The sequence below is a fragment of the Cupriavidus sp. YAF13 genome (assembly GCF_052113425.1).
Classification (GTDB): domain Bacteria; phylum Pseudomonadota; class Gammaproteobacteria; order Burkholderiales; family Burkholderiaceae; genus Cupriavidus.
Window position 1 is genome coordinate 21,499 of sequence record NZ_JBFRDD010000009.1, and the last position, 19,542, is coordinate 41,040.

Consider the following 19,542-nt stretch of genomic DNA (forward strand, 5'->3'; position numbering starts at 1 on the left):
CCCCTTTGGACCTGCGCCAGTTGCGCTACTTCGTTACCGTGGCGGAGGAGTTACATTTTGGCCGCGCCGCGCGGCGCCTGACCATGACGCAGCCGCCGCTGTCCCAGCAGATCCAGGCGCTGGAGGAGGAGATCGGCGTGCAGCTGTTCGCTCGCACGCGGCGCTCGGTGGCGCTCACCCCTGCCGGCCAGCAATGGCTGCCCGAGGTGCGCCGCGTGCTGGCCGATGCGGCCGCGCTGCCGGGCCTGGCCCAGCGGCTGGCGCGCGGGGAGGCCGGCACGTTGTCGCTGGCCTTTGTCAGCACGGCCGACTATGGCATCCTGCCCGACCTGTTGCGGCGCTTCCGGGCGCGGCACCCCAATGTGCAGTTGCAGCTGCGCGAGGCCACCAGCGATATCCAGCTGGAGGCCCTGATGGACGGCGGCATCGACGCCGGGCTGGTGATCCGCCCGCAACTGCCGGCCATGCCGCATGGCGTGGCCTACCTGCCGCTGGTGCGCGAGCCGCTGGTGCTGGCCGTGCCGGAAGGCTGGCGCCCGGATGGCTCGGCGGCGGCGGAGGAGGGCGTTTCGCTAAAGGATGCGGCGCACGAGCCGCTTATCATCTTTCCCCGGCGAAGCGCGCCCGCGTTTTATGACATCATTACGGGCTGTTATGCGCGCGAAGGCCTCACGCCGGTGATCGCCCAGGAGGCCATCCAGATGCAGACGATCGTCAGCCTGGTATCCGCCGGCATGGGCGTGGCGCTGGTGCCGGCCTCGCTTTGCAACCTTCGCCGTACCGGTGTGTCCTACCTGCCGTTGCGCGATGCCGGGCCCGATATCGAGACCGGGCTGGTGTGGCGGGAGGCCGGTGCCGACGGCGTGAGCCCCGTGCTGAGATCGTTTATCGAGATCGCCGGCGCGCTGGCCGCTGCCATGACGCTGACGCAAAACGCTGGCATAACATCGGGCACGGAGCTTGGCACTGCCGCTGCGGCAAAGCACCTGACGGATGCAACCTGAACCCTGATATCGCGCCGGACGCCAGTTTGCCCGTGCGCGATCTCTCTACCTACAACCCTAACCACGGCATCCATGCTGATTCATCCCCAATTTGATCCGGTTGCGATTCATCTCGGCCCGCTCGCCATCCGCTGGTACGGGCTGATGTACCTCGCCGGGTTCATCATGTTCCTGTGGTTCGGGCGCCTGCGCATCCGCCAGCCGCATATCGCGGCCCAGGGCTGGACGGTCAAGGACCTGGACGACATGCTGTTCTTCGGTGTGCTGGGCGTGATCCTGGGCGGGCGGCTGGGCTACGTGTTCTTCTACAAGGCCGATTACTACCTGAGCCATCCGCTTGAGATCTTCAAGGTGTGGGAGGGCGGCATGGCCTTCCACGGCGGCTTCCTGGGCGTGATCGTGGCGATGTGGCTGTTCGGCAAGCTGCGCGGGCGGCACTGGATGGAAGTCACCGACTTCATCGCGCCGATGATCCCCTGCGGGCTGGCGGCCGGACGCATCGGCAACTTCATCAACGGCGAGCTGTGGGGCCGTCCCACCGACCTGCCGTGGGGCATGATCTTCCCGCAGGCGGGTGACAACATTCCCCGCCATCCTTCGCAGCTTTATCAATTTGCCGGCGAAGGTGTGGCGCTGTTCATCATCCTGTGGCTGTTCGCCAGGAAGCCGCGCCCCATGGGCGCGGTCTCGGGCGTGTTCCTGATCGGCTACGGCGGTTTCCGTTTCCTCGCCGAGTTTGCGCGCGAGCCCGATAACTTCCTGGGCCTGCTGGCGCTGAACTTCTCCATGGGCCAGTGGCTGAGCCTGCCGATGATCCTGGCTGGCATCGCCATGCTGGTCTGGGCGAACCGTCACGGACAGACGGCGCAGGCCCCGATCCGTTAAAGCCGGCGCAGATGACCCCGCAGTTGAGCCCGCAGTTGAGCCGGCAGATGAGCCCGTTCACCGCCGCCATCTTCGATATGGATGGCCTGCTGATCGACTCCGAGCGCGCCATCATGCAAGCTTGGATTGGCGCCGCGCGCGAGATCGGCATCACGCTGGCGGCCAGCGACTACGTGCAGGTCATCGGCAAGGCCAAGCCGGAGTCCGATGCCTTCCTGGTTTCCCTGCTTGGCGACGAGCATGCCTTCCGCCAGGTGCAGGTAATGGCCGGCGCGCAACTGCATGCGCCGGCTGCCGGCCCCCGGTTTCCGCTGAAGCCCGGCGCCAAGGAGTTGCTCTCGGCGCTGCGCGCAGCGGGCATTCCCTGCGCGGTGGCATCGTCATCCCGTGTCGAGGAAATCAAGGACCGGCTCGGGCGTGTGGGCGTGCTGGATTTCTTTTCTTCGGTCTCGGGTGGTGATGAGGTGCGCCGCGGCAAGCCGGACCCGGCGCTGTACCAGCTCGCCGCCGAGCGTCTCGGCGTGGCGCCGCAGGCGTGCCTGGCCTTCGAGGACAGCGAGAACGGCGCAACGGCCGCCAGCCGCTCGGGCGCGCAGGTGGTGGTGGTGCCCGATATCAAGCCGCCATCGGCGGTCGTGACCGGATTCAGTTTCCGGATACTGGGCACGCTGCATGAGGCGATCCCGTTTGTGCCGCAGTGGTTCGATCGCACAGGCCCGGCGGGCCTGGAGCCATAGGGGCATAGGGTCAGCGACATACGGCCAGGATATACGGCTAGGATATGCGGCCAGGATATGCGGCCAGTGGCCACCGTGGCAATTCACGTCCGCGGCCGCGAGCCGCGGACGAAGGGCCTGGCCGCGCCAGCCTCAATCCACCTGCGCCCCGGACTTCTTCACGATCACCGCCCATTTGTCGAGGTCGGTCTTGAGCATGGCGGCGAACTGCGTCGGCGTGCCGGAGAGGACTTCGGCGCCTTGCGCCGCCAGCTTGTCGCGCAGGGTCTTGTCGGCGAGCGCGGCCTGCATGGTCTGCGCGAGCTTCTGCGTGACTTCCTTGGGCGTGCCCTTGACCGCGAACAGGCCCACCCACAGATCGCCGCTATAGCCCGGCACGGTCTCGCCGATGGCAGGAATGTCCGGCGCGAACGGCGAGCGCTTGGCCGAGCTCACGCCGAGCGCGCGTACCTTGCCAGCCTTGATATGCGCCAGCACCGAGGGCAGGCTGGCGAAGGCCAGCGGAACCTGGTTGCCGAGCACGTCGTTGATCGCGGGGGCCACACCCTTGTAGGGGACGTGCTCCAACTTGATGCCGGCCATGCTGTTGAGCATCTCCCCCAGCAGGTGGTTGAGCGTGCCGTTGCCGGCGGAGGCAAAGCGGTAGTAATCCGGCTTGGCCTTGGCCATGCTGATCAGCTCGGGCAGCGTCCTGGCAGGGAAGGCGGGGTTGGCCACCAGCACATTCGGCACGCTTGCCACCGGCGAGATCGGCTCGAAATCGCGCACCGGGTCGAACGGCACCTGGCGGTACAGCGAGGGGTTGATGGCCTGGGTGCTGCTGATCGTCATCAGCAGCGTATAGCCGTCGGGCGCCGCGCGCGCGGCCGTCTGCGTGCCGATATTGCCGCCCGCGCCGGGGCGGTTTTCCACCACCACCTGCTGGCCGAGGCGCTGCGAGAGGTCGGCCGCGACCAGGCGAGCGACGATGTCGTTGGTGCCGCCCGGCGCCTGCGGCACGATCATCTGGATGGGTTTGGCGGGGTAGGTCTCGGCCTGCGCTGCGGCGCCGGCGAGCAGCGAAATCGCCGCGGCGATGCCAGCCAGGACATGGCGGGTGCGTTGCATGGTGTCTCCTCGGTGTTGGGGTGGCGGCGCGCTTGTCTTTGGCTGTTGACATCCACGCCTTGCCTGTCGCTGGCAGCGACTCTACACGAGGGGTTTGTGCCGGGGAAATTCAATCGCCGACTACCACCATAAGTTTTATTTATCCGGCCGTGCCGGACTGGGGCGTGTCCGGCGCGGGCTTGAGCGAGCCGCCCTGGGCGATGCGCGCGTCGACGATCTCACGCAGGATCTCTGCCACGGCTTCCGCCGCGCGCGTGCGCGGCAGCGCCCGCGGCCAGCACAGCGACAGCGTGCGGCGCAGCTCGGGCAGGATCAGGCGCATGGGCATGGCGGCATCGCCCAGGTCCACCGCCGAGGCCGGCAGGATGGTGCAGGCCAGCCCTTCGCGCGCAGAGGCCAGCAGGAAGGGGAGGGAATCCAGGTCGGCCACCACATTGAGCGCCGCGCCAGCCTGGGCGAAGCTGCGTTCGAGCACTTCCCGCAGGCCCTGCGAGCCGCTCGGCAAGACCAGCGGTATGCCAGCCAGTTGCTTGAGCGCGATGGTGTCCCGGCGGGCGCAGGCCGGGCGGCGGAGGCTGCCGGCAGCGCCGGGCGCATCCGCGGCGGGTTCGGGCGGATCGCCGATCAGGTACAGCGACTCGCTCGCCAGCATCTCCAGTTCGACCGCGCGCGAGGCCGTGTCGCGGAACAGGATGGCGAAATCGAGGCGATTGTTGTTGAGCAGCTCCGAGATATAGCCGCTCATGCTCTCGAACAATTGCAGGCGCACCTGCGGGTAGCGTGCCCGCACCGCCCTGATCAGCGGCATGCCAAAGGCCGCGGCGGCGGTGGTAGGCAGGCCGATGGCCACCGCGCCGGTCACCTCGGCGCCGGCGGCCCGTACGTCGGCCCCGGCGCTTTCCATCTGCTTGAGGATGGTGCGCGCGTGCCGGTACAGGGTCTTGCCGGCCTCGGTCGGCTTTACGCCCTTGGGGCCGCGGTGTACCAGCGGCACGCCGTATTCCGCTTCGAGCGCGGCCAGTTGCTGGCTCAGCGCGGGCTGCGCCACGCACGCCACTTCGGCGGCGCGGGTCAGGCTGCCGTGGTCGACGATGGCCACGAAGTAGCGCATGGAGCGGATATCCATTGGGTGTCCCAGGTTCTGCGATTTCGCGTTTTTGCGTATTTGCATGTGAGGTATTTATTCTACTTATGGGCGACTAGGGATTTCCTATTTCCCAACGGGTGTCGCCAAGGCTAGATTGTGGGCTGGCCGGTCAAGCTCGCCCGTTCGCGCTGCCGGCATCCACCCCTCGCCTCCACGCATCAACGAGTCCAGCCATGTCCCAACCGCTGCAAGGCATCACCGTCGTTTCCCTGGAGCAGGCGATTGCCGCGCCGTTCTGCACCCGCCAGCTGGCTGACCTGGGCGCGCGCGTGATCAAGATCGAGCGCCCCGGCGCGGGCGACTTCGCGCGCGCCTACGATGGCCGCGTGCGCGGCTTGTCCTCGCACTTCGTGTGGACCAACCGCTCGAAGGAAAGCGTGACGCTGGACGTCAAGCACGCGCAGGCAGCGCCGGTGCTGGAGGCACTGCTGGCGCGCGCCGACGTGCTGGTGCAGAACCTGGCGCCGGGTGCGGCGGCGCGGCTCGGGCTCGATTACGAAGCGCTGAGCGCGCGCTTCCCGCGCCTGATCGTGTGCGACATCTCGGGCTATGGCGCCGACGGACCCTATCGCGACAAGAAGGCGTACGACCTGCTGGTGCAGAGCGAGTCGGGCTTTGTCTCGGTCACCGGCACGCCTGAGGAAGGCGTGAAGGCTGGCGCCTCGGTGGCCGATATCGCCGCCGGCATGTATGCCTACAGCAATATCCTGGCGGCGCTGATCGAGCGCGGCCAGACCGGGCGCGGCAAGCGCATCGATATCTCGATGCTGGAATCCATGGCGGAGTGGATGGGCTTCCCGCTCTACTATGCGTTCGATGGCGCCGAGCCGCCTGCGCGCGCCGGCGCGGCTCATGCCACCATCTATCCCTATGGCCCGTTCCCAACCGGTGACGGCAAGACCGTGATGCTCGGCCTGCAGAACGAGCGCGAGTGGAACACGTTCTGCCAGCGCGTGCTGGAGGATCCGGCGCTCGCCACGCACCCCGACTATGCCGACAACACCCTGCGCAGCGCCAACCGCGCCGCGCTGCGCGCGCGTATTGTGCAGGCCTTTGCCGCGCTGAGCGCCGAGCAGGTCACCGCGCGCCTCGAAGCGGCGGGCATCGCCAACGCGCGGGTCAACACCATGGCCGATGTCTGGGCGCATCCGCAGCTAGCCGCACGCGAGCGCTGGCGCCAGGTCGACACGCCCGCTGGCCCGGTGCCCGCGTTGTTGCCGCCCGGGGTGCAGGACGCGCGCATGGATCCGGTGCCGGCGGTGGGCGAGCACACCGACACGGTGCTGGCCGAGATGGGCTTGACGCCCGCGCAGGTGGCCGCGCTGCACGGCGCGGGCGCGGTATGAGCAAAGCCGCTGCCATGATGGCGCCCGCCCGCAGCTACCTGTTCGTGCCCGCCACGCGCCCCGAGCGGATCGGCCGTGCGATCGGCTCGGGCGCGGATGCCGTCATTGTCGATTTCGAGGATGCCGTGGCGCCCGACGCCAAGGTGTCGGCGCGTGAAGCCCTGGCCGCATCCTGGCCGCGGTGCCAGGCGCAGGCGGCCGTGGCCGGCGTGGCGCTGCTGGTGCGCGTGAACGCCGCCGACAGCGAATATCACGCGGGCGATCTGGACTGGTGCCGTGCCCAGCAGGCGTTCGGCCTGGTACTGCCGAAGGCCGACGCGGGCGCGCTGGACGCGCTGGCGCGGGCCTTGCCGCAGGCCAACTGCTATCCGCTGATGGAGACCGCGGCAGGCTTTGCGGACCTGCGCGCGGTGAGCCGCGCCGCCGGCGTGGTGCGGCTGATGCTGGGCAGCATCGACCTGATGTTCGATCTCGATGTGGCCGACGAGGACGAGCCGCTGGATTACTTCCGCGCCAAGCTGGTGATGCATGCGCGCGCGGCTGGATTGCCGGCGCCGGTGGATGGCGTCTGCACGGCCATCGGCGACGCCGCGGAGATACGCCGGCAGACCGCGCGCGCGCGCCGCTTCGGCTTCGGCGCCAAGCTGCTGATCCATCCGCAGCAGGTCGCGCTCGTGCATGCCGGGCTGGCGCCTTCGGCCGCGGAGGTGGCGTGGGCACGGCGCATCGTGGCTGCCGCCGATGCGCGGGGCGCGGCGGTGGCCGTCGACGGCAAGATGGTGGACCGCCCGGTGCTGGAGCGCGCAAGCAGGATCCTGCAGCAGGCAGGCTAGGCCGGGACAACCATTGGGCTACGCCCGTGCGCTGCGGCGCGTCAGCGAGTGCCAGGGCGGGCGCCGGCTGCTGCGGGAGCTGAACGGCCTGTGCCGGGGTCGCGCTGGTGCTGGCGAGGCGCACTAGCCGGGCCGTCCGATCGGCCCATTCAGGGGCCGCACAACCCGGGTTCACCTTAGTGGTGCATACCGCGCATGCGGCTGCGCAGCATCGAATTGTCTTGTCATCTGGTCGCCGTTATTCATAATTATGAATTATTGGGCCTGGCAAGACACATCTCAGCGTGCCGCAAGCCACCCCGATGCCATTGCATTCTTCCGCCAGGAGGCACCATGCGCATCATCCAGCAGGCCCTGTACCTCGAAGTCGCGGAGCGCCTTCGCGCCATGATCGATGAGCACGCGTTGATGCCCGGCGCCTGGATCGACGAGGCCGCGGTGGCCGAGTCGATGGGGATCTCGCGCACGCCGATGCGCGAGGCGCTCAAGGTGCTGGCCGCCGAAGGCCTGGTGCGGCTGGAGCCGCGCCGCGGCTGCTTCGTCAACGCCTTGTCCGAGCAAGACCTCGACGAGATCTTCCCGTTGATGGCGCTGCTGGAAGGACGCTGCGCCTATGAGGCGGCGCGCAACGCCACCGCCGAGGACCTCGACGCGCTCGAAAGCCTGCACGCCGACCTGACCCGGTATGCGCAGGCCGGCAATATCGACGCCTACTACGAAACCAACTACCAGATCCACGAAGCGATCCAGCGGCTCGCCGGCAACCGCTGGCTGTCCGGCCTGATCAGCGACCTGCGCAAGGTGCTGCGGTTGTCGCGCCACAAGAGCCTGAAGCTGCCGGGCCGCATCCGCGAATCTTGCGCTGAGCATCTGTCCGTGTTCTCCGCGCTCAAGGCGCATGACCCGGAGGGCGCCGAAACCTTGATGAAGACGCACTTGCTGCGCCAGCGCGGCGCGCTCAGGGCACTGGACGCCGCCGAGGTTGATGTGGTCGACGATGGCGGTGGCGACCCCATTCCCGGAGCACAGCCCGGCCGACTGCACCTGGCCGGCAAATCATCCGTTGATCGATAGCAGCTTACAGACCGCATTTTCAGACAGCACTTACAGACAGCACTTACAGACAGCCAAAAGCAGGTACGCCCATGGATTCCCTCAGCAATAGCGAACAGAAAGTCAGCGCGCCCCTGAGCGGCCCGGAGCCGTCGGCGCAAACCTTGTTGTCCCGCTTTGGCCGGTGGTGGGGCCGCAAGGGCGATGGCCGCGCCCCGAAGACGGACGCCGATGCCAAGACGGACGCCAAGGCCGTGGCGCTGCCTGTGCGCGTGCTGCGCCGGCAGCGCGAGCAACTGCGCCAGTGCTTCGATGCGCGCCTGACCGACAGCGCGGCCAACGCCGCCGCGCAAACCTGGCGGGCCGAGTACGAAGCCGCGGGCGATGACGCGCGCCAGGCCATGCTCGGCGTGCTGGCCGACGTTGCGGCCAGCGGCGGCGCGCAGGCGGATGACGACGTCAACGATGGCAAGGATGGCAAGGATGGCAAGGATGGCAAGGCGCCCAGATCCGCGTCGGGGCTTGCGCAGTCCATGTCCAATGCGCGCATCCGTTTCTTCAAGCGATTGGCCGCGCTGCACGGGCAGGAGGGCGCGAGCGTCTGCGGCCTGCATTTCCTGATCGGCCTGCGTGCGGACATGCTGCGCTGGCACAAGCGCGTGCCGGGGCTGCGCCCGCTCGACGACGATCTGGAGGCGCTGTTCTCCAACTGGTTCGACGTGGGCTTGCTGGAACTGCAGCCCATCACGTGGGACTCGCCCGCTTCGCTGCTGGAAAAGCTGATCCGCTACGAGGCCGTGCACGAGATTGCGTCCTGGGCGGACCTGCGCAACCGGCTCGATTCCGATCGCCGCTGCTATGCGTTCTTCCACCCGCGCATGCCGCGCGAGCCGCTGATCTTTGTCGAGGTGGCCTTCGTGCCCGAGATGGCCGCCAACGTCCACGCGCTGCTGGACGAAGCCGCGCCGCTGGAGGACCTGCGCCGCGTGAAGTGGGCGATTTTCTATTCCATCTCCAATACGCAGGCAGGCTTGCGCGGCGTGAGCTTCGGCAACTTCCTGCTCAAGCGCGTGATCGAGGAATTGCAGCGCGAGTTTCCCAAGCTCAAGCAGTTCGCCACGCTCTCGCCCATTCCCGGGTTCGCCGACTGGCTGCGCAAGCGCGATGGCGAAGCGGTGGCCAAGGTGCTGGGCGACAAGCGCCTGGCGCGCTGGAGCGAGCGCCACGGCACGCCACCTGCCGACGGCGCCGGCTGGCTGGCCGCGCTGCCTGCCGATTCCGAGGACGCGATGGTGCGCGACATCGCGCTGGCGCTGGCCGCGCATTACCTGGTGCGCGAGCGCCAGCAGGCGCTGCCTGCCGATCCGGTGGCGCGTTTTCACCTGGGCAATGGCGCCTGCGTGGAGCGCCTGAACTGGGCCGCCGACCTGTCGCGCAAGGGCCGCGCGCAGTCGTGCGGGATGATGGTGAATTATCTTTACGTGCCCGAGGCGCTAGATGACAATCTGGTGCGCCTTGGCAACGGATCCCCGCGCATGAGCCGCGCGGTGAGCAAGCTGTTGTAACCCTGGTCAGGTAACAGACAAGGCCGCGGGCCGCGTTCATGGGCCATTCCAGCAGTTCTTCGTTTTGACTTTCCACAGCAGAAGAGAGAGGAGACAGAGTCATGAATCGTCGTCAGTTTCAACTGGCAGGGCTGGCTTGCGCGCTGGGCGCGGGTTTGGGCGCGGTAGCTCCCGTGGCGCAGGCTGACACCTGGCCGTCCAAGCCCATCACCGTGATCGTGCCGTTCCCGGCCGGCGGCGGCACCGATGCCTTCGCCCGTCCGCTGACCGCGCAGCTTTCCAAGCAGCTCGGCAAGCAGTTCGTGATCGATAACCGCGGCGGCGCCGGCGGCACCGTGGGCGCGAGCATCGCGGCCAAGGGCGCGCCGGACGGCTATACCGTGTTCATCGGCGGCGCGCACCACGCCATCGCGCCGTCGTTCTACAAGAAGCTCGACTACGACATCGAGAAGGATTTCATCCCCATCACGGTGATCGCGCAGCCGCCGCAGGTGATCGTGGTGAACCCGGCCAAGGTCACTGCCAACACGCTGGGCGAGCTGATCGCCTATGCCAAGAAGAACCCCGGCAAGCTGAACTATGCCTCCGCCGGCAACGGCTCGTCCCACCATCTGGCGGGCGAGCTGTTCAAGCTGCAGACCAAGACCTTCATCACGCATATTCCCTACAAGGGTGCGGGCCCTGCGCTGTCCGACCTGATCGCGGGCCAGGTGGACATGGACTTCGACGGTCTCGGCTCCTCGGCGCAGCACATCCGCGCGGGCCGCATCAAGGCGCTGGCGGTGGCATCGACCAAACGCTCGGCCGCGTTCCCGAATGTGCCCACCGCCGCCGAGGCCGGGGTGCCCAACTACGAAGTCTCCACCTGGTACGCGATGTGGGTGCCAAAGGGCACGCCCAAGGACATCGTCGACCGGCTTTACACCGAAGTGGAGAAAGCACTGAACACGCCTGAGATGAAGCAGATCTGGCTTGCCAACGGCTCCGATACGCCGGCTTTCACGCAAGAGCAGTTTGCGCAGTTCCAGCGCGCCGAGATCAAGCGCTGGGCTACGGTGGTGCAGCAGTCCGGCGCCAAGATCGACTGATGGAGGATCGCTGCATGGTTTCCGATGTTTCCGATGTTTCCCGTGCGCGTGGAGCGCAGGCATGAGCGGCACGGTAGTGTTCGCGCGTGAGGGCGACGTGGCCACGGTCACGCTGTCCCACGCTGGCAAGCTCAATGCCATCTCCGTGGCGATGTGGCGCGCGCTGGCGCAGGGCTTTGCGGACCTGTCCGCGGATACCTCGCTGCGCTGCGTGGTGGTGCGCGGCGCCAATGGCAACTTTGCCGCCGGCGCCGACATAGCCGAGTTCCCCGAGGAGCGGGGCGATGCCGCCGCGCTGCGCCGTTACCACGAGGCGGTGATTGCGCCTGCGCTGGCCGCCATCGCGGGCTGCCTGCATCCCACGCTTGCCATGATCGAAGGGGTTTGCGTGGGCGGCGGGCTGGAGATCGCCTGCCATTGCGACTTGCGCATCGCCGCCGACGACAGCCGCTTCGGCGTGCCGATCAACCGGCTCGGCTTTCCCATGGCGCCCGGCGAGCTGACCGGGCTGCTGGCCCTGGCGGGCCGCGCCGTGACGCTGGAGATCCTGCTGGAGGGCAGGGTGTTCGACGCCGCCGAGGCGCGCGAGAAAGGGCTGCTGACGCGCGTGGTGCCGGCAGCGGCACTCGGTGAGGAAGTCGCCGCGGCCGTCAAGCGCATCGTAGCCGGCGCGCCGCTGGCCGCCCGCATCAACAAGGAGAGCATCCGCCGCCTGGCGCCGGTTCCCGCGCCGCTCACCGCGGCGGAGCTCGACGCGCATTTCCGCTATGGCGACAGCGCCGACCATGCCGAAGGCGTGGCGGCATTCCTGGTGCGCCGGCCGCCGCGCTTTAGCGGGCAATAGCACGGGCAAAAGCACGGGCAAAAGCACGGGCAAAAGCACGGGTAAAAGCACGGGCAATCGCTTTAGGTATCATTGCCGGCTATCGATCGGATTGCCCATGCGGATTGCCCATGCTATTGCCGATTCCGTTTTTCATCTTCCGCAATATGAACGCCAACCTGTTCGCCCTATTCGAATCCCGCTTCCCGGCGGACCGCAGTGCCTGCTGCATTGAAACCCACGACGGCCTCTACTACAGCTGGGACGACCTGGACCGCGCCACCGCCAAGATGGCCAACCTGCTGGCCGCGCTCAAGCTGCCCGAGGGCGCGCGCGTGGCGGTGCAGGTGGAAAAATCGCCTGAGGCGCTGTTCCTGTACCTCGCCACGTTGCGTGCGGGCTACATCTACCTGCCGCTCAATACCGCCTACCAGGAAGCCGAGATCGACTACTTTGTCGGCAACGCGGAGCCGGCGGTGGTGGTGTGCAGCAGCGCCAACTTCGGCTGGGTGTCCAAGGTTGCGTTCCGCCACGGCACCAAGCACGTCTTCACGCTGGACGACGACCGCTCAGGCTCGCTGTTGTCCCGCGCTGCCGTGCAACCGGACCGCTTCGCCACGGTGGCGCGCGGTGCCGACGAGCTCGCCGCCATTCTCTACACCTCGGGCACCACGGGCCGCAGCAAGGGCGCCATGCTCACGCACGGCAACCTGGCCTCCAACGCCAAGACGCTGCATGCGTACTGGGGCTGGCGCAGCGACGACGTGCTGCTGCACATGCTGCCGATCTTCCACGTGCATGGCCTGTTCGTTGCGTCGCACGGCGCGCTGCTGGCCGGCGCCAAGATGATCTGGGCGCCCAAGCTCGACATGGCGCAGATCCTGAAATTCCTGCCGCGCTGCACCGTGATGATGGGCGTGCCCACGTACTACGTGCGCATGGTGCAGGAGCCGCGCTTTGACGACGACACCTGCCGCCGCATGCGCCTGTTCGTGTCCGGCTCCGCGCCGCTGCTGATGGAAACCTTCGATGCCTTCCGCGAGCGCACCGGCCACACCATCCTGGAGCGCTACGGCATGAGCGAGACCGTGATGCTGGTCTCCAACCCGTACGAAGCGCAAGACGGCGAGCGTATCGGCGGCACCGTTGGCAAGGCGCTGCCGGGTGTGTCGGTGCGGGTGGTGGATGGCGACGGCAAGCCTTGCGCGGCCGGCGAGATCGGCAATGTGGAAGTGCGTGGCCCGAATGTGTTCAAGGGCTACTGGCGCATGCCGGAGAAGACGCAGGAAGAGTTCACCGCCGACGGCTGGTTCAAGACCGGCGACGTGGGCCGCTTTGGCGGCGCCATCGTCAGCCAGGCTGGCGAGCGCAAGGTGCCCGACGACTACCTGACCATCGTCGGCCGCAGCAAGGACCTGATCATCTCCGGTGGCTACAACGTCTACCCCAAGGAGATCGAGAGCTTTATCGACGAGATGCCGGGCGTGGCGGAAAGCGCCGTGATCGGCGTGCCGCATGCCGATTTTGGCGAAGCGGTGGTGGCGGTGGTGGTTGGCAAGCCCGGTGCCTCGCTGGATGCGCTGAGCCTGATTGGCGGGCTCAAGGGTCGCATTGCCAATTTCAAGGTGCCTAAGCGCGTGCACGTAGTGGACGAGTTGCCGCGCAACACCATGGGCAAGGTGCAGAAGAACGTGCTGCGCCAGCAGTTCGGGGCGCTGTAAGCACGGCCGCTCCTTGATGGCTTCTTGATGGCTTAGGCATCAAAGACAAGGCCCCTGCCGCTTGCGCGGCAGGGGCCTTGTTCCATGCCTTCTGCCTTGACCCTTGAACCTTGAGCCTGTGGCATTGGACGGCGCTTACTTGAGCATCTGCACCGAGCCGTTCACCGTCACGGTGACCTGGGCCTTGCCGCCCTCGACCGGCACCGGCGCGGAATCAGCCATCATGGCCTTGGCTGCGTACATACGCGGCATCGGCTGCACCGCGCCCACCTCGCCCACCTGCACTTCGCGGATGGTGTAGCTGCCGTAGCCGAACAGCTTGGTGGTGGCCTGGGCCTTGTCGCGGAACGAGGCCACGGCTTGCTCGGTCAGCTTGGCCTCGGCCGCGTGGCGGGCTTCGCGCGAGAGCGAGAAGCTGATGTTCTGCACCTGCATCTGGCTGGCGAGCTGCCCCGCGAGCTTGGACACGGCGGTGAAATCGCGCGATTCCAGAATCACCTCGGCGCGCCCGCGCCAGGTGCTGATGCGCCCGTTCTTGTCGTTGGACGGATAGATGGTGAAGCCGCCCGATTGCGCCTGCACGCCATTGGTACGCTTGGCCTGCGCGATCACATCCGCCGTCTTGGCTGACAGCGCCGAGGAAATCGCGCCCGGCTCCGCCCCTTCCTGCTCGGCGGCGAGCGTCAGGTGGACCACGTCGGTCGGCACGTCGGTGGCGGCCTGGGCGGACAGCGACAGCACGCCGGCAGGGGCCGGCTCGTGGGCCGGGCCGCCGCCCTGGGCGGAGGCAACCATGGCGGTGGTACCGAGCAGCGTGGCGGCAAGCAGATGTTTCATTGGATTCTCCCTTTCAAGGCAATGGGTATCAGACGCGCGGCCCAGGTGATCGTTCCGCTACGTCGCGTGCGACCTTGTATCTACTTGTATCCGCGAGTGCATCGCTGGCACCTGTGGCCTTAGAACGCGTGCCAGGCCTTCCACATCATGTAGGCCGACAGGCTGAACAGCAGGCAGGCGAAGACTTTCTTCAACTGTGCGACATCCATGCGGTGCGCGGTGCGCGCGCCCAGCGGCGCGGTCAGCACGCTGGCAACCGCGATCACCGCTAGCGCCGGCAGGTAAATGTAGCCGAGCGAGCCGGCCGGCAGACCGGTCTGGCCCAGCCCGCTCCACACATAGCCGATCACGCTCGCCACCGCGATGGGAAACCCGAGCGCGGCCGAGGTGGCCACGGCGTTGTGGATCGGCACATTGCACCACGTCATGAACGGCACCGAGACAAAGCCGCCGCCCGCGCCCACCAGGCTGGACAAGAAGCCGATCACGCCGCCCGCGCCCAGCATGCCCGGCGTGCCCGGTAGTTGCCGGTGCGGGGCGGGCTTGCGGTTGCGCAGCATCTGCCATGCCGAAAAGCCCACGAATACAGCGAACAGCAGCGATAGCCAACTGGTCTTGAGCGCCGCGAAGACCTTGCCGCCGCCGATCATGCCGCCAATCAGGATGCCGGGCGCTAGGGCCAGCACCAGCTTCCATCGCACCATGCCGCGCTTGTGGTGGGCGCGCACCGAGGACAGCGAGGTGAACAGGATGGTCGCCATGGAGGTGGCGATCGCCATATGGACGATGGCCTCATGCGGGAAGGCCAGGGCGGTGAACAGCAGCGTGAGGAAGGGCACCATCAGCATGCCGCCGCCTACGCCAAGCAAGCCAGCACAGAAGCCGGTAAAGGCGCCGAGCAACAGCAGCCCGGGAATCAGGGAAAAGCTCATGACGCGGAATCGACCTTGTTGGCGTTGTAGTTATGTAGTCGGCAGCCATTGTGTCATGCCGCTGCTGTCGCCGCCGGTGCCAGGCTAGCGCATCAGCCGCGTGGTGATGAATCGCCATTCGGCCGGGGTCACCGGCGTGATCGACAACCGGTTGCCACGGCGTAGCACGACCATGTCGGCCAGTTCGTCATGCGCGCGCAGGTCGGCCAGCGAGATCAGCGGGCCCTTGCCGACAAAGCGCACGTCAACCAGCATCCAGCGCGGTGCATCCAGCTTGGCGGCGGCGTCGTAGTAATCGCTCTTCGGGTCGAACTGGGTGGGATCGGGGTAGGGCTGCGAGCTGACCTCGGCCAGGCCGGCAATGCCGGGTTGTGGGCAGGAGGAGTGATAGAACAGCACGCCGTCGCCAATTTGCATGCCGTCGCGCATGAAGTTGCGGGCCTGGTAGTTGCGCACGCCGGTCCATGGCAGGGTGCCGCGTTCGGCTAGCGTATCGATGCTGGCCTCGTCGGGTTCCGACTTCATCAGCCAGTACTGGCGGGCGCGCGCGGCGGCATTGGCTTGCGTGGATCGGCTCATGGGCGGGCAGGGCGGGCGTGACGTTGGCGACAGCGATATGGTGCAGCAAGCACGGCCAAAAGAAAACCGTCTGGCGGATGTGGGCCGTGGCGCAAACACAGAGGGAGGGCACTGCAGAGGCAACGCAGGTCAACCTGCGCCGCAAAAGGAAAAGGCGGTGGTTGAATAACCACCGCCTTTAGAGGGGTCCCCGCCTCGGCCGCTGGATCGGCATCCTGAACCCAAGTGAGGTTCAGAGTGGCTGCGGAAGCCGCATTTCGGGTACATCACCGGTTCAGGGAGTCCAGACTGCAACTATGAACCATGCGACGCGCTCGCCCACACGGCATAATCCCGCACCAACAAATGCTTATCGGTTCAAGGAATATGATCCTGACGAACCAGGCAGGGAAACTGTCAAACGTCTGACTTTTTTGCACTGCCAAACGCATACTGCTTTGGCACGGCTGTCAGACGTTTGCCGTTTCTAACTTGGATGGGATGAAAACGGCGGTCAGGCGCGATAACCCGACCTAAGGTACCGCAGCTATGTGGCTTGGTGCGGCTTGGCTCCACTATACACCGCGAGGCTTTCCATACCAAGCCCGTCTTTGCGTGTCGTTACATTTTGCTGACGCGCGCGGCATGTGGGGCACATCGGGCCGAAATCACGCGCGTATCGCTGCCTACCTGTGCCGTGCGGTACACCGCCGGCGCAGGGCAGGACATCAGTTGCGCGGCACGGGCGAATTGGTGCCCACATGCGCGTACTGGCGCAGGGCTTCGTCCGCGCGTTCGTTCAGCTCGCGAATGCGCGCACGCACTGCATCAACGGGAATCGCGCCATCTTCTTGCTGCTTGCGCTTGAGCGAGAGCAGGTCCGAGGCGATGCTGATCGCGGCCATCACGGCAACGCGTTCCACGCCCTTGGCGGATACCCCGCCCTTGAGCCGCGTCATCTGGCCGTCTACCAGTGCCACGGCCTCCAGCAGCGCGGCCTCGTTGTCGGCGGCAATGGCGAACCGGTAGGACTGGCCGGCAATGATCACTTCGACTTGCTTATTGCTCATGCGTTTTCTCCGGGTGCCTTCTGTTCGGCGCGGCTGGCCGCATCGCCTTCGCCCAGCAGGTCGAGCTGGCGGGCGTCGCTGGCGGTGGGCAGCTTGTCCAGGATCGACTGGATGCGCAGCTGCGCTTCCTCGATCTTGATATTGAGCAGCTCGCGGTCGGCGGCCATGGCTTCACGGTCGCCGCGCAGCTGGCTGGCGTCGGCCTGCAGGCGTTCGATCTCCTCCCGCAGCCGCTGGTTCTCCGCCGCCAGGGTATCGGCATGGTGCAGCACACGCCCGATCTTGGCGGCGAGTTGTTCGAGTTCGGTGAGCATAGAGCCTGTCATATCTAGGGTCTCGGGTTCTGGGATTTTAGCCCAAGCGCTATCGTGCGGACGGCGAACGCAGACGTGTGTGACCGGGCCTGCGCGCCGAAGTTGCATGCATCGTCGTTTAACGGCATCCGTGGCGGCGGCTTTATGCCTGTTTCCAGGCGCTTTCCCCCCGTTTTGCCGCGGCATTGACGCTTGCCTCGAAACTGCCTACACTCGCGCACGTTCCAGGTGCTCGTAATCCTATTCACTACAGGGTTGCAGTTCAACGGGAAACAGGGAGCCAGCCACCGCCGCCAGGGCAGGGCCGAGCCAACCTGTGCTGCCCCCGCAACGGTAAGCGACCGTGATCGCAAGATCGCAAGGCCGACCACTCAGCCACTGAACCGCAAGGTTCGGGAAGGCGGTCGGACTGGTGTCGTCAGCCCGGATACCGGCCTGAACGAGAGTGCGCCGCCCTCCGCTGCTTTTTGCCGCGCAAGCCAGCGGCGCGCTTCGTCGCCAGACGGTCCGCGGGGGAACGGACCAGGCAGCTCTCTCCCACAATCCGCATCATGCGCTCATCGTCTTACAGGTCGAGCCGTCCGGCATTGCCGGCGCGCCCCGCCACCGCCCCCGTTTCTGTTTCCGTTTCTGTCTCCCGACAAGTCTGTGCCACGCCTGTCGCCTTGCTGGCCCTGCTCGCCGTGTGCGCGCCCGGCGCCGCCATGGCCCAGGCCAGCGAGGCCGCCGCCGTGCAGCCGGCCGCCGACGCGCAGCTCACGCCGGTGGTGGTCAGTGCCAATCGCACTCCCCAGCCGATCACCGAAGCGCTGCCGCACACGACCGTGGTGACCCGGCAGGACATCGTCAACTCGCAGGCGATCGATCTACGCTCGCTGCTGCGCACGCAAGCCGGCGTGGAGTTTGCCGCCAATGGCGGCCTGGGTTCCAATACCACCCTGTTCATGCGCGGGGCCAACAGCAACCAGACGCTGATCCTGATCGACGGCGTGCGTGTCTCGTCGGCCAGCAGCGGCACGGCCCAGTTGTCGAACATCCTGCCCGATCAGATCGACCACATCGAGATCGTGCGGGGCAACGTCTCCGCGCTGTACGGCTCGGATGCGATCGGCGGCGTGGTGCAGATCTTCACCAAGAGCGGCGCGGGCCAGGCCCCGGCGGCCAACGCGCAGATCGAGTACGGCAGCAACAATACGCGCCAGGGCACGGTGGGCTACGGCGGCCAGATCGGCGACACGTCGTTCAATATCACCGGCTCGGCCATCAAGACCGACGGCTTCTCGGCGATCAACACCAAGCAGCAGCCCAAGGCCAACCCCAACGACAACCCCTACGACAACAAGAGCGTATCGGGCCAGGTCAAGCATCGCTTCACCAGCGACTGGGACGCCGGCGTCACCGCTTACTATTCGAAGAGCAAGCTCTCCTACGACAGCACGGTGGGCAAGCCGACCGATGTCTGGTGGATGAACAGCGAGCTGTACACGGTATCCGCCTTCGTCAACGGCAAGATTACCCGGGACTGGAGCACGCACTTCAAGGTGGCCCAGAGCGAGGATCGCAGCGAGAACACCAAGAACGGCCTGTTCGACAGCCGCTTCAATACACGTAACCGCCAGTACACCTGGCAGAACGAATACGCGCTGGCACCCACGCACACCTTGCTGTTCGGCACCGAATACCTGCAGCAGGAGTTCGATTCCAGCACCTATGCCGCGCCCAACCGCAACGTGACCTCGGTGTTTGGCGGCTACGACGGACGCCTGGGCAAGCATCAGTTGCAGCTCAACGTGCGCAACGACCATTACTCGGACTTTGGCAGCCAGGCCAGCTACTTCGCCGGCTACGGCTATAACTTGACCAATGCGTTCAAGCTGATCGCCAACGCCAGCAATGCCTTCCGCGCGCCGACGTTCAACGAGCTCTACTATCCTGGCTACGGCCAGCGGGGCATCAAGCCCGAGCGCGCCAAGTCGGTCGAGCTGGGCGCGCAGTACAACACCGATGCCGCCGGCCTGCTGCGCGTGACCGCGTTCGAGACCCGCTACGACAACCTGATCACCTCGGCGCTGCAGCCCAACGGCCTGTACCTGGCGCAGAATGTCAACAAGGCCAAGGTGCAAGGCATCGAAGCCTCCTGGCGCGCCAAGCTGATGGGCACCGACGTGGGTGCCAGCATCACCTTCCAGAACCCGGTGGATGAGCAGAGCAATACGCAGTTGCTGCGCCGCGCACGCCGCCATGCCGCCTTCGACGTGGGCCGCCAGTTTGGCGACTTCCGCCTGGGCGGCGAGTGGATCATCTCCTCGACGCGCATGGATAGTGGCTCGCGCACGCTCGGCGGATACGGTATCGTCAACCTCAATGCCCGCTATAACATCGACAAGCAATGGTTCGTGGCCGCCCGTGTGGAAAACCTGTTCGACAAGAACTACCAGCTCGCCTATCCCTTCAACACGCAGGGACGCGCCGGCTTTGTCACGCTGGGCTGGCGTCAGAAATGACAATGAGGATGGTTGCCT

18 protein-coding genes, 1 other RNA gene and 1 riboswitch are annotated in these 19,542 nt (G+C 66.6%); of the genes, 11 read left to right on the plus strand and 8 right to left on the minus strand.

Going from position 1 to position 19,542, the window contains the following annotated elements:
• Positions 1–5 precede the first annotated feature (5 nt).
• The 3 genes from AB4061_RS09910 (at position 6) to AB4061_RS09920 (ending at position 2,626) form a co-directional block, all read left to right on the plus strand.
• Entirely contained in the window at positions 6–1,004 is a 999-nt protein-coding gene (locus tag AB4061_RS09910) for a LysR family transcriptional regulator (protein ID WP_441633228.1), read from the plus strand.
• 72 nt (positions 1,005–1,076) lie between these two features.
• Positions 1,077–1,889 carry a prolipoprotein diacylglyceryl transferase gene (gene lgt, locus AB4061_RS09915; RefSeq protein WP_441633230.1) on the plus strand — a complete coding sequence of 271 codons (813 nt, stop codon included), beginning with the start codon at positions 1,077–1,079 and terminating at the stop codon, positions 1,887–1,889.
• An 11-nt stretch (positions 1,890–1,900) separates the two neighbouring features.
• Positions 1,901–2,626: an HAD family hydrolase gene (locus tag AB4061_RS09920; RefSeq protein WP_441633232.1), complete on the plus strand. Its 726-nt coding sequence runs from the start codon at positions 1,901–1,903 to the stop codon at positions 2,624–2,626.
• A 132-nt stretch (positions 2,627–2,758) separates the two neighbouring features.
• Here AB4061_RS09920 and AB4061_RS09925 read toward each other — a convergent pair whose 3' ends face one another.
• Positions 2,759–3,733 (minus strand): Bug family tripartite tricarboxylate transporter substrate binding protein, encoded by a 975-nt coding sequence (locus tag AB4061_RS09925; protein ID WP_441633234.1) that lies wholly within the window; start codon positions 3,731–3,733, stop codon positions 2,759–2,761.
• Between the two features lie 139 nt (positions 3,734–3,872).
• A complete protein-coding gene (locus AB4061_RS09930; RefSeq protein WP_441633236.1) occupies positions 3,873–4,859 on the minus strand; it encodes a LysR substrate-binding domain-containing protein in 987 nt (328 codons plus the stop codon).
• A 194-nt stretch (positions 4,860–5,053) separates the two neighbouring features.
• Between AB4061_RS09930 and AB4061_RS09935 the strand changes: the two genes are divergently transcribed.
• The 7 genes from AB4061_RS09935 (at position 5,054) to AB4061_RS09965 (ending at position 13,309) form a co-directional block, all read left to right on the plus strand.
• Positions 5,054–6,226 (plus strand): CaiB/BaiF CoA transferase family protein, encoded by a 1,173-nt coding sequence (locus tag AB4061_RS09935; RefSeq protein WP_441633238.1) that lies wholly within the window; start codon positions 5,054–5,056, stop codon positions 6,224–6,226.
• A 14-nt stretch (positions 6,227–6,240) separates the two neighbouring features.
• Positions 6,241–7,059, plus strand: coding sequence for an HpcH/HpaI aldolase/citrate lyase family protein (locus tag AB4061_RS09940; protein WP_441633468.1), 819 nt, complete (start codon positions 6,241–6,243; stop codon positions 7,057–7,059).
• Positions 7,060–7,392: 333 nt separating this feature from the next.
• Positions 7,393–8,133: a GntR family transcriptional regulator gene (locus AB4061_RS09945; protein ID WP_441633240.1), complete on the plus strand. Its 741-nt coding sequence runs from the start codon at positions 7,393–7,395 to the stop codon at positions 8,131–8,133.
• A 71-nt stretch (positions 8,134–8,204) separates the two neighbouring features.
• The gene (locus AB4061_RS09950; protein WP_441633242.1) at positions 8,205–9,677 is read left to right on the plus strand and encodes a malonyl-CoA decarboxylase domain-containing protein; all 1,473 of its coding nucleotides are present in this window, start codon (positions 8,205–8,207) and stop codon (positions 9,675–9,677) included.
• 101 nt (positions 9,678–9,778) lie between these two features.
• Positions 9,779–10,765, plus strand: coding sequence for a Bug family tripartite tricarboxylate transporter substrate binding protein (locus AB4061_RS09955; protein ID WP_441633244.1), 987 nt, complete (start codon positions 9,779–9,781; stop codon positions 10,763–10,765).
• A 61-nt stretch (positions 10,766–10,826) separates the two neighbouring features.
• Positions 10,827–11,609: an enoyl-CoA hydratase/isomerase family protein gene (locus AB4061_RS09960; protein ID WP_441633246.1), complete on the plus strand. Its 783-nt coding sequence runs from the start codon at positions 10,827–10,829 to the stop codon at positions 11,607–11,609.
• 146 nt (positions 11,610–11,755) lie between these two features.
• Positions 11,756–13,309, plus strand: a complete 1,554-nt coding sequence (locus tag AB4061_RS09965; RefSeq protein ID WP_441633470.1) for a malonate--CoA ligase — start codon at positions 11,756–11,758, stop codon at positions 13,307–13,309.
• A gap of 135 nt (positions 13,310–13,444) precedes the next feature.
• Here the strand turns inward: AB4061_RS09965 and AB4061_RS09970 are convergent, their stop codons facing one another.
• The 6 genes from AB4061_RS09970 to AB4061_RS09995 form a co-directional block, all read right to left on the minus strand.
• Positions 13,445–14,146, minus strand: coding sequence for an SIMPL domain-containing protein (locus tag AB4061_RS09970; RefSeq protein ID WP_441633248.1), 702 nt, complete (start codon positions 14,144–14,146; stop codon positions 13,445–13,447).
• Between the two features lie 119 nt (positions 14,147–14,265).
• Positions 14,266–15,078 (minus strand): sulfite exporter TauE/SafE family protein, encoded by an 813-nt coding sequence (locus AB4061_RS09975; RefSeq protein WP_441633250.1) that lies wholly within the window; start codon positions 15,076–15,078, stop codon positions 14,266–14,268.
• Between the two features lie 84 nt (positions 15,079–15,162).
• On the minus strand, positions 15,163–15,657 hold the full coding sequence (locus AB4061_RS09980; protein WP_441633252.1) for an EVE domain-containing protein: 495 nt from the start codon (positions 15,655–15,657) through the stop codon (positions 15,163–15,165).
• A 183-nt stretch (positions 15,658–15,840) separates the two neighbouring features.
• Positions 15,841–16,051, minus strand: a non-coding RNA gene (ssrS, locus tag AB4061_RS09985) — 6S RNA.
• A 313-nt stretch (positions 16,052–16,364) separates the two neighbouring features.
• Positions 16,365–16,706 carry a cell division protein ZapA gene (locus AB4061_RS09990; protein WP_441633254.1) on the minus strand — a complete coding sequence of 114 codons (342 nt, stop codon included), beginning with the start codon at positions 16,704–16,706 and terminating at the stop codon, positions 16,365–16,367.
• A complete protein-coding gene (locus tag AB4061_RS09995; RefSeq protein ID WP_174427972.1) occupies positions 16,703–17,020 on the minus strand; it encodes a hypothetical protein in 318 nt (105 codons plus the stop codon). Before AB4061_RS09995 ends, AB4061_RS09990 begins: the two co-directional genes overlap by 4 nt.
• 208 nt (positions 17,021–17,228) lie before the next feature.
• Positions 17,229–17,473, plus strand: a riboswitch (cobalamin riboswitch).
• A 98-nt stretch (positions 17,474–17,571) separates the two neighbouring features.
• Between AB4061_RS09995 and AB4061_RS10000 the strand changes: the two genes are divergently transcribed.
• Positions 17,572–19,524, plus strand: a complete 1,953-nt coding sequence (locus AB4061_RS10000; protein ID WP_441633256.1) for a TonB-dependent receptor plug domain-containing protein — start codon at positions 17,572–17,574, stop codon at positions 19,522–19,524.
• Positions 19,525–19,542: the final 18 nt, after the last annotated feature.

Coding starts and splice junctions, on each gene's coding strand:
- AB4061_RS09990 (WP_441633254.1), bottom strand. CDS start 16,706: ATGAGCAATAAGCAAGTCGAAGTGATCATTGCCGGCCAGTCCTACCGG.
- AB4061_RS09935 (WP_441633238.1), top strand. CDS start 5,054: ATGTCCCAACCGCTGCAAGGCATCACCGTCGTTTCCCTGGAGCAGGCG.
- AB4061_RS09945 (WP_441633240.1), top strand. CDS start 7,393: ATGCGCATCATCCAGCAGGCCCTGTACCTCGAAGTCGCGGAGCGCCTT.
- AB4061_RS09950 (WP_441633242.1), top strand. CDS start 8,205: ATGGATTCCCTCAGCAATAGCGAACAGAAAGTCAGCGCGCCCCTGAGC.
- AB4061_RS09930 (WP_441633236.1), bottom strand. CDS start 4,859: ATGGATATCCGCTCCATGCGCTACTTCGTGGCCATCGTCGACCACGGC.
- AB4061_RS09975 (WP_441633250.1), bottom strand. CDS start 15,078: ATGAGCTTTTCCCTGATTCCCGGGCTGCTGTTGCTCGGCGCCTTTACC.
- AB4061_RS09960 (WP_441633246.1), top strand. CDS start 10,827: ATGAGCGGCACGGTAGTGTTCGCGCGTGAGGGCGACGTGGCCACGGTC.
- AB4061_RS09970 (WP_441633248.1), bottom strand. CDS start 14,146: ATGAAACATCTGCTTGCCGCCACGCTGCTCGGTACCACCGCCATGGTT.
- AB4061_RS09965 (WP_441633470.1), top strand. CDS start 11,756: ATGAACGCCAACCTGTTCGCCCTATTCGAATCCCGCTTCCCGGCGGAC.
- AB4061_RS09940 (WP_441633468.1), top strand. CDS start 6,241: ATGATGGCGCCCGCCCGCAGCTACCTGTTCGTGCCCGCCACGCGCCCC.
- AB4061_RS09980 (WP_441633252.1), bottom strand. CDS start 15,657: ATGAGCCGATCCACGCAAGCCAATGCCGCCGCGCGCGCCCGCCAGTAC.
- AB4061_RS10000 (WP_441633256.1), top strand. CDS start 17,572: ATGCGCTCATCGTCTTACAGGTCGAGCCGTCCGGCATTGCCGGCGCGC.
- AB4061_RS09955 (WP_441633244.1), top strand. CDS start 9,779: ATGAATCGTCGTCAGTTTCAACTGGCAGGGCTGGCTTGCGCGCTGGGC.
- AB4061_RS09995 (WP_174427972.1), bottom strand. CDS start 17,020: ATGCTCACCGAACTCGAACAACTCGCCGCCAAGATCGGGCGTGTGCTG.
- AB4061_RS09920 (WP_441633232.1), top strand. CDS start 1,901: ATGACCCCGCAGTTGAGCCCGCAGTTGAGCCGGCAGATGAGCCCGTTC.
- lgt (WP_441633230.1), top strand. CDS start 1,077: ATGCTGATTCATCCCCAATTTGATCCGGTTGCGATTCATCTCGGCCCG.
- AB4061_RS09925 (WP_441633234.1), bottom strand. CDS start 3,733: ATGCAACGCACCCGCCATGTCCTGGCTGGCATCGCCGCGGCGATTTCG.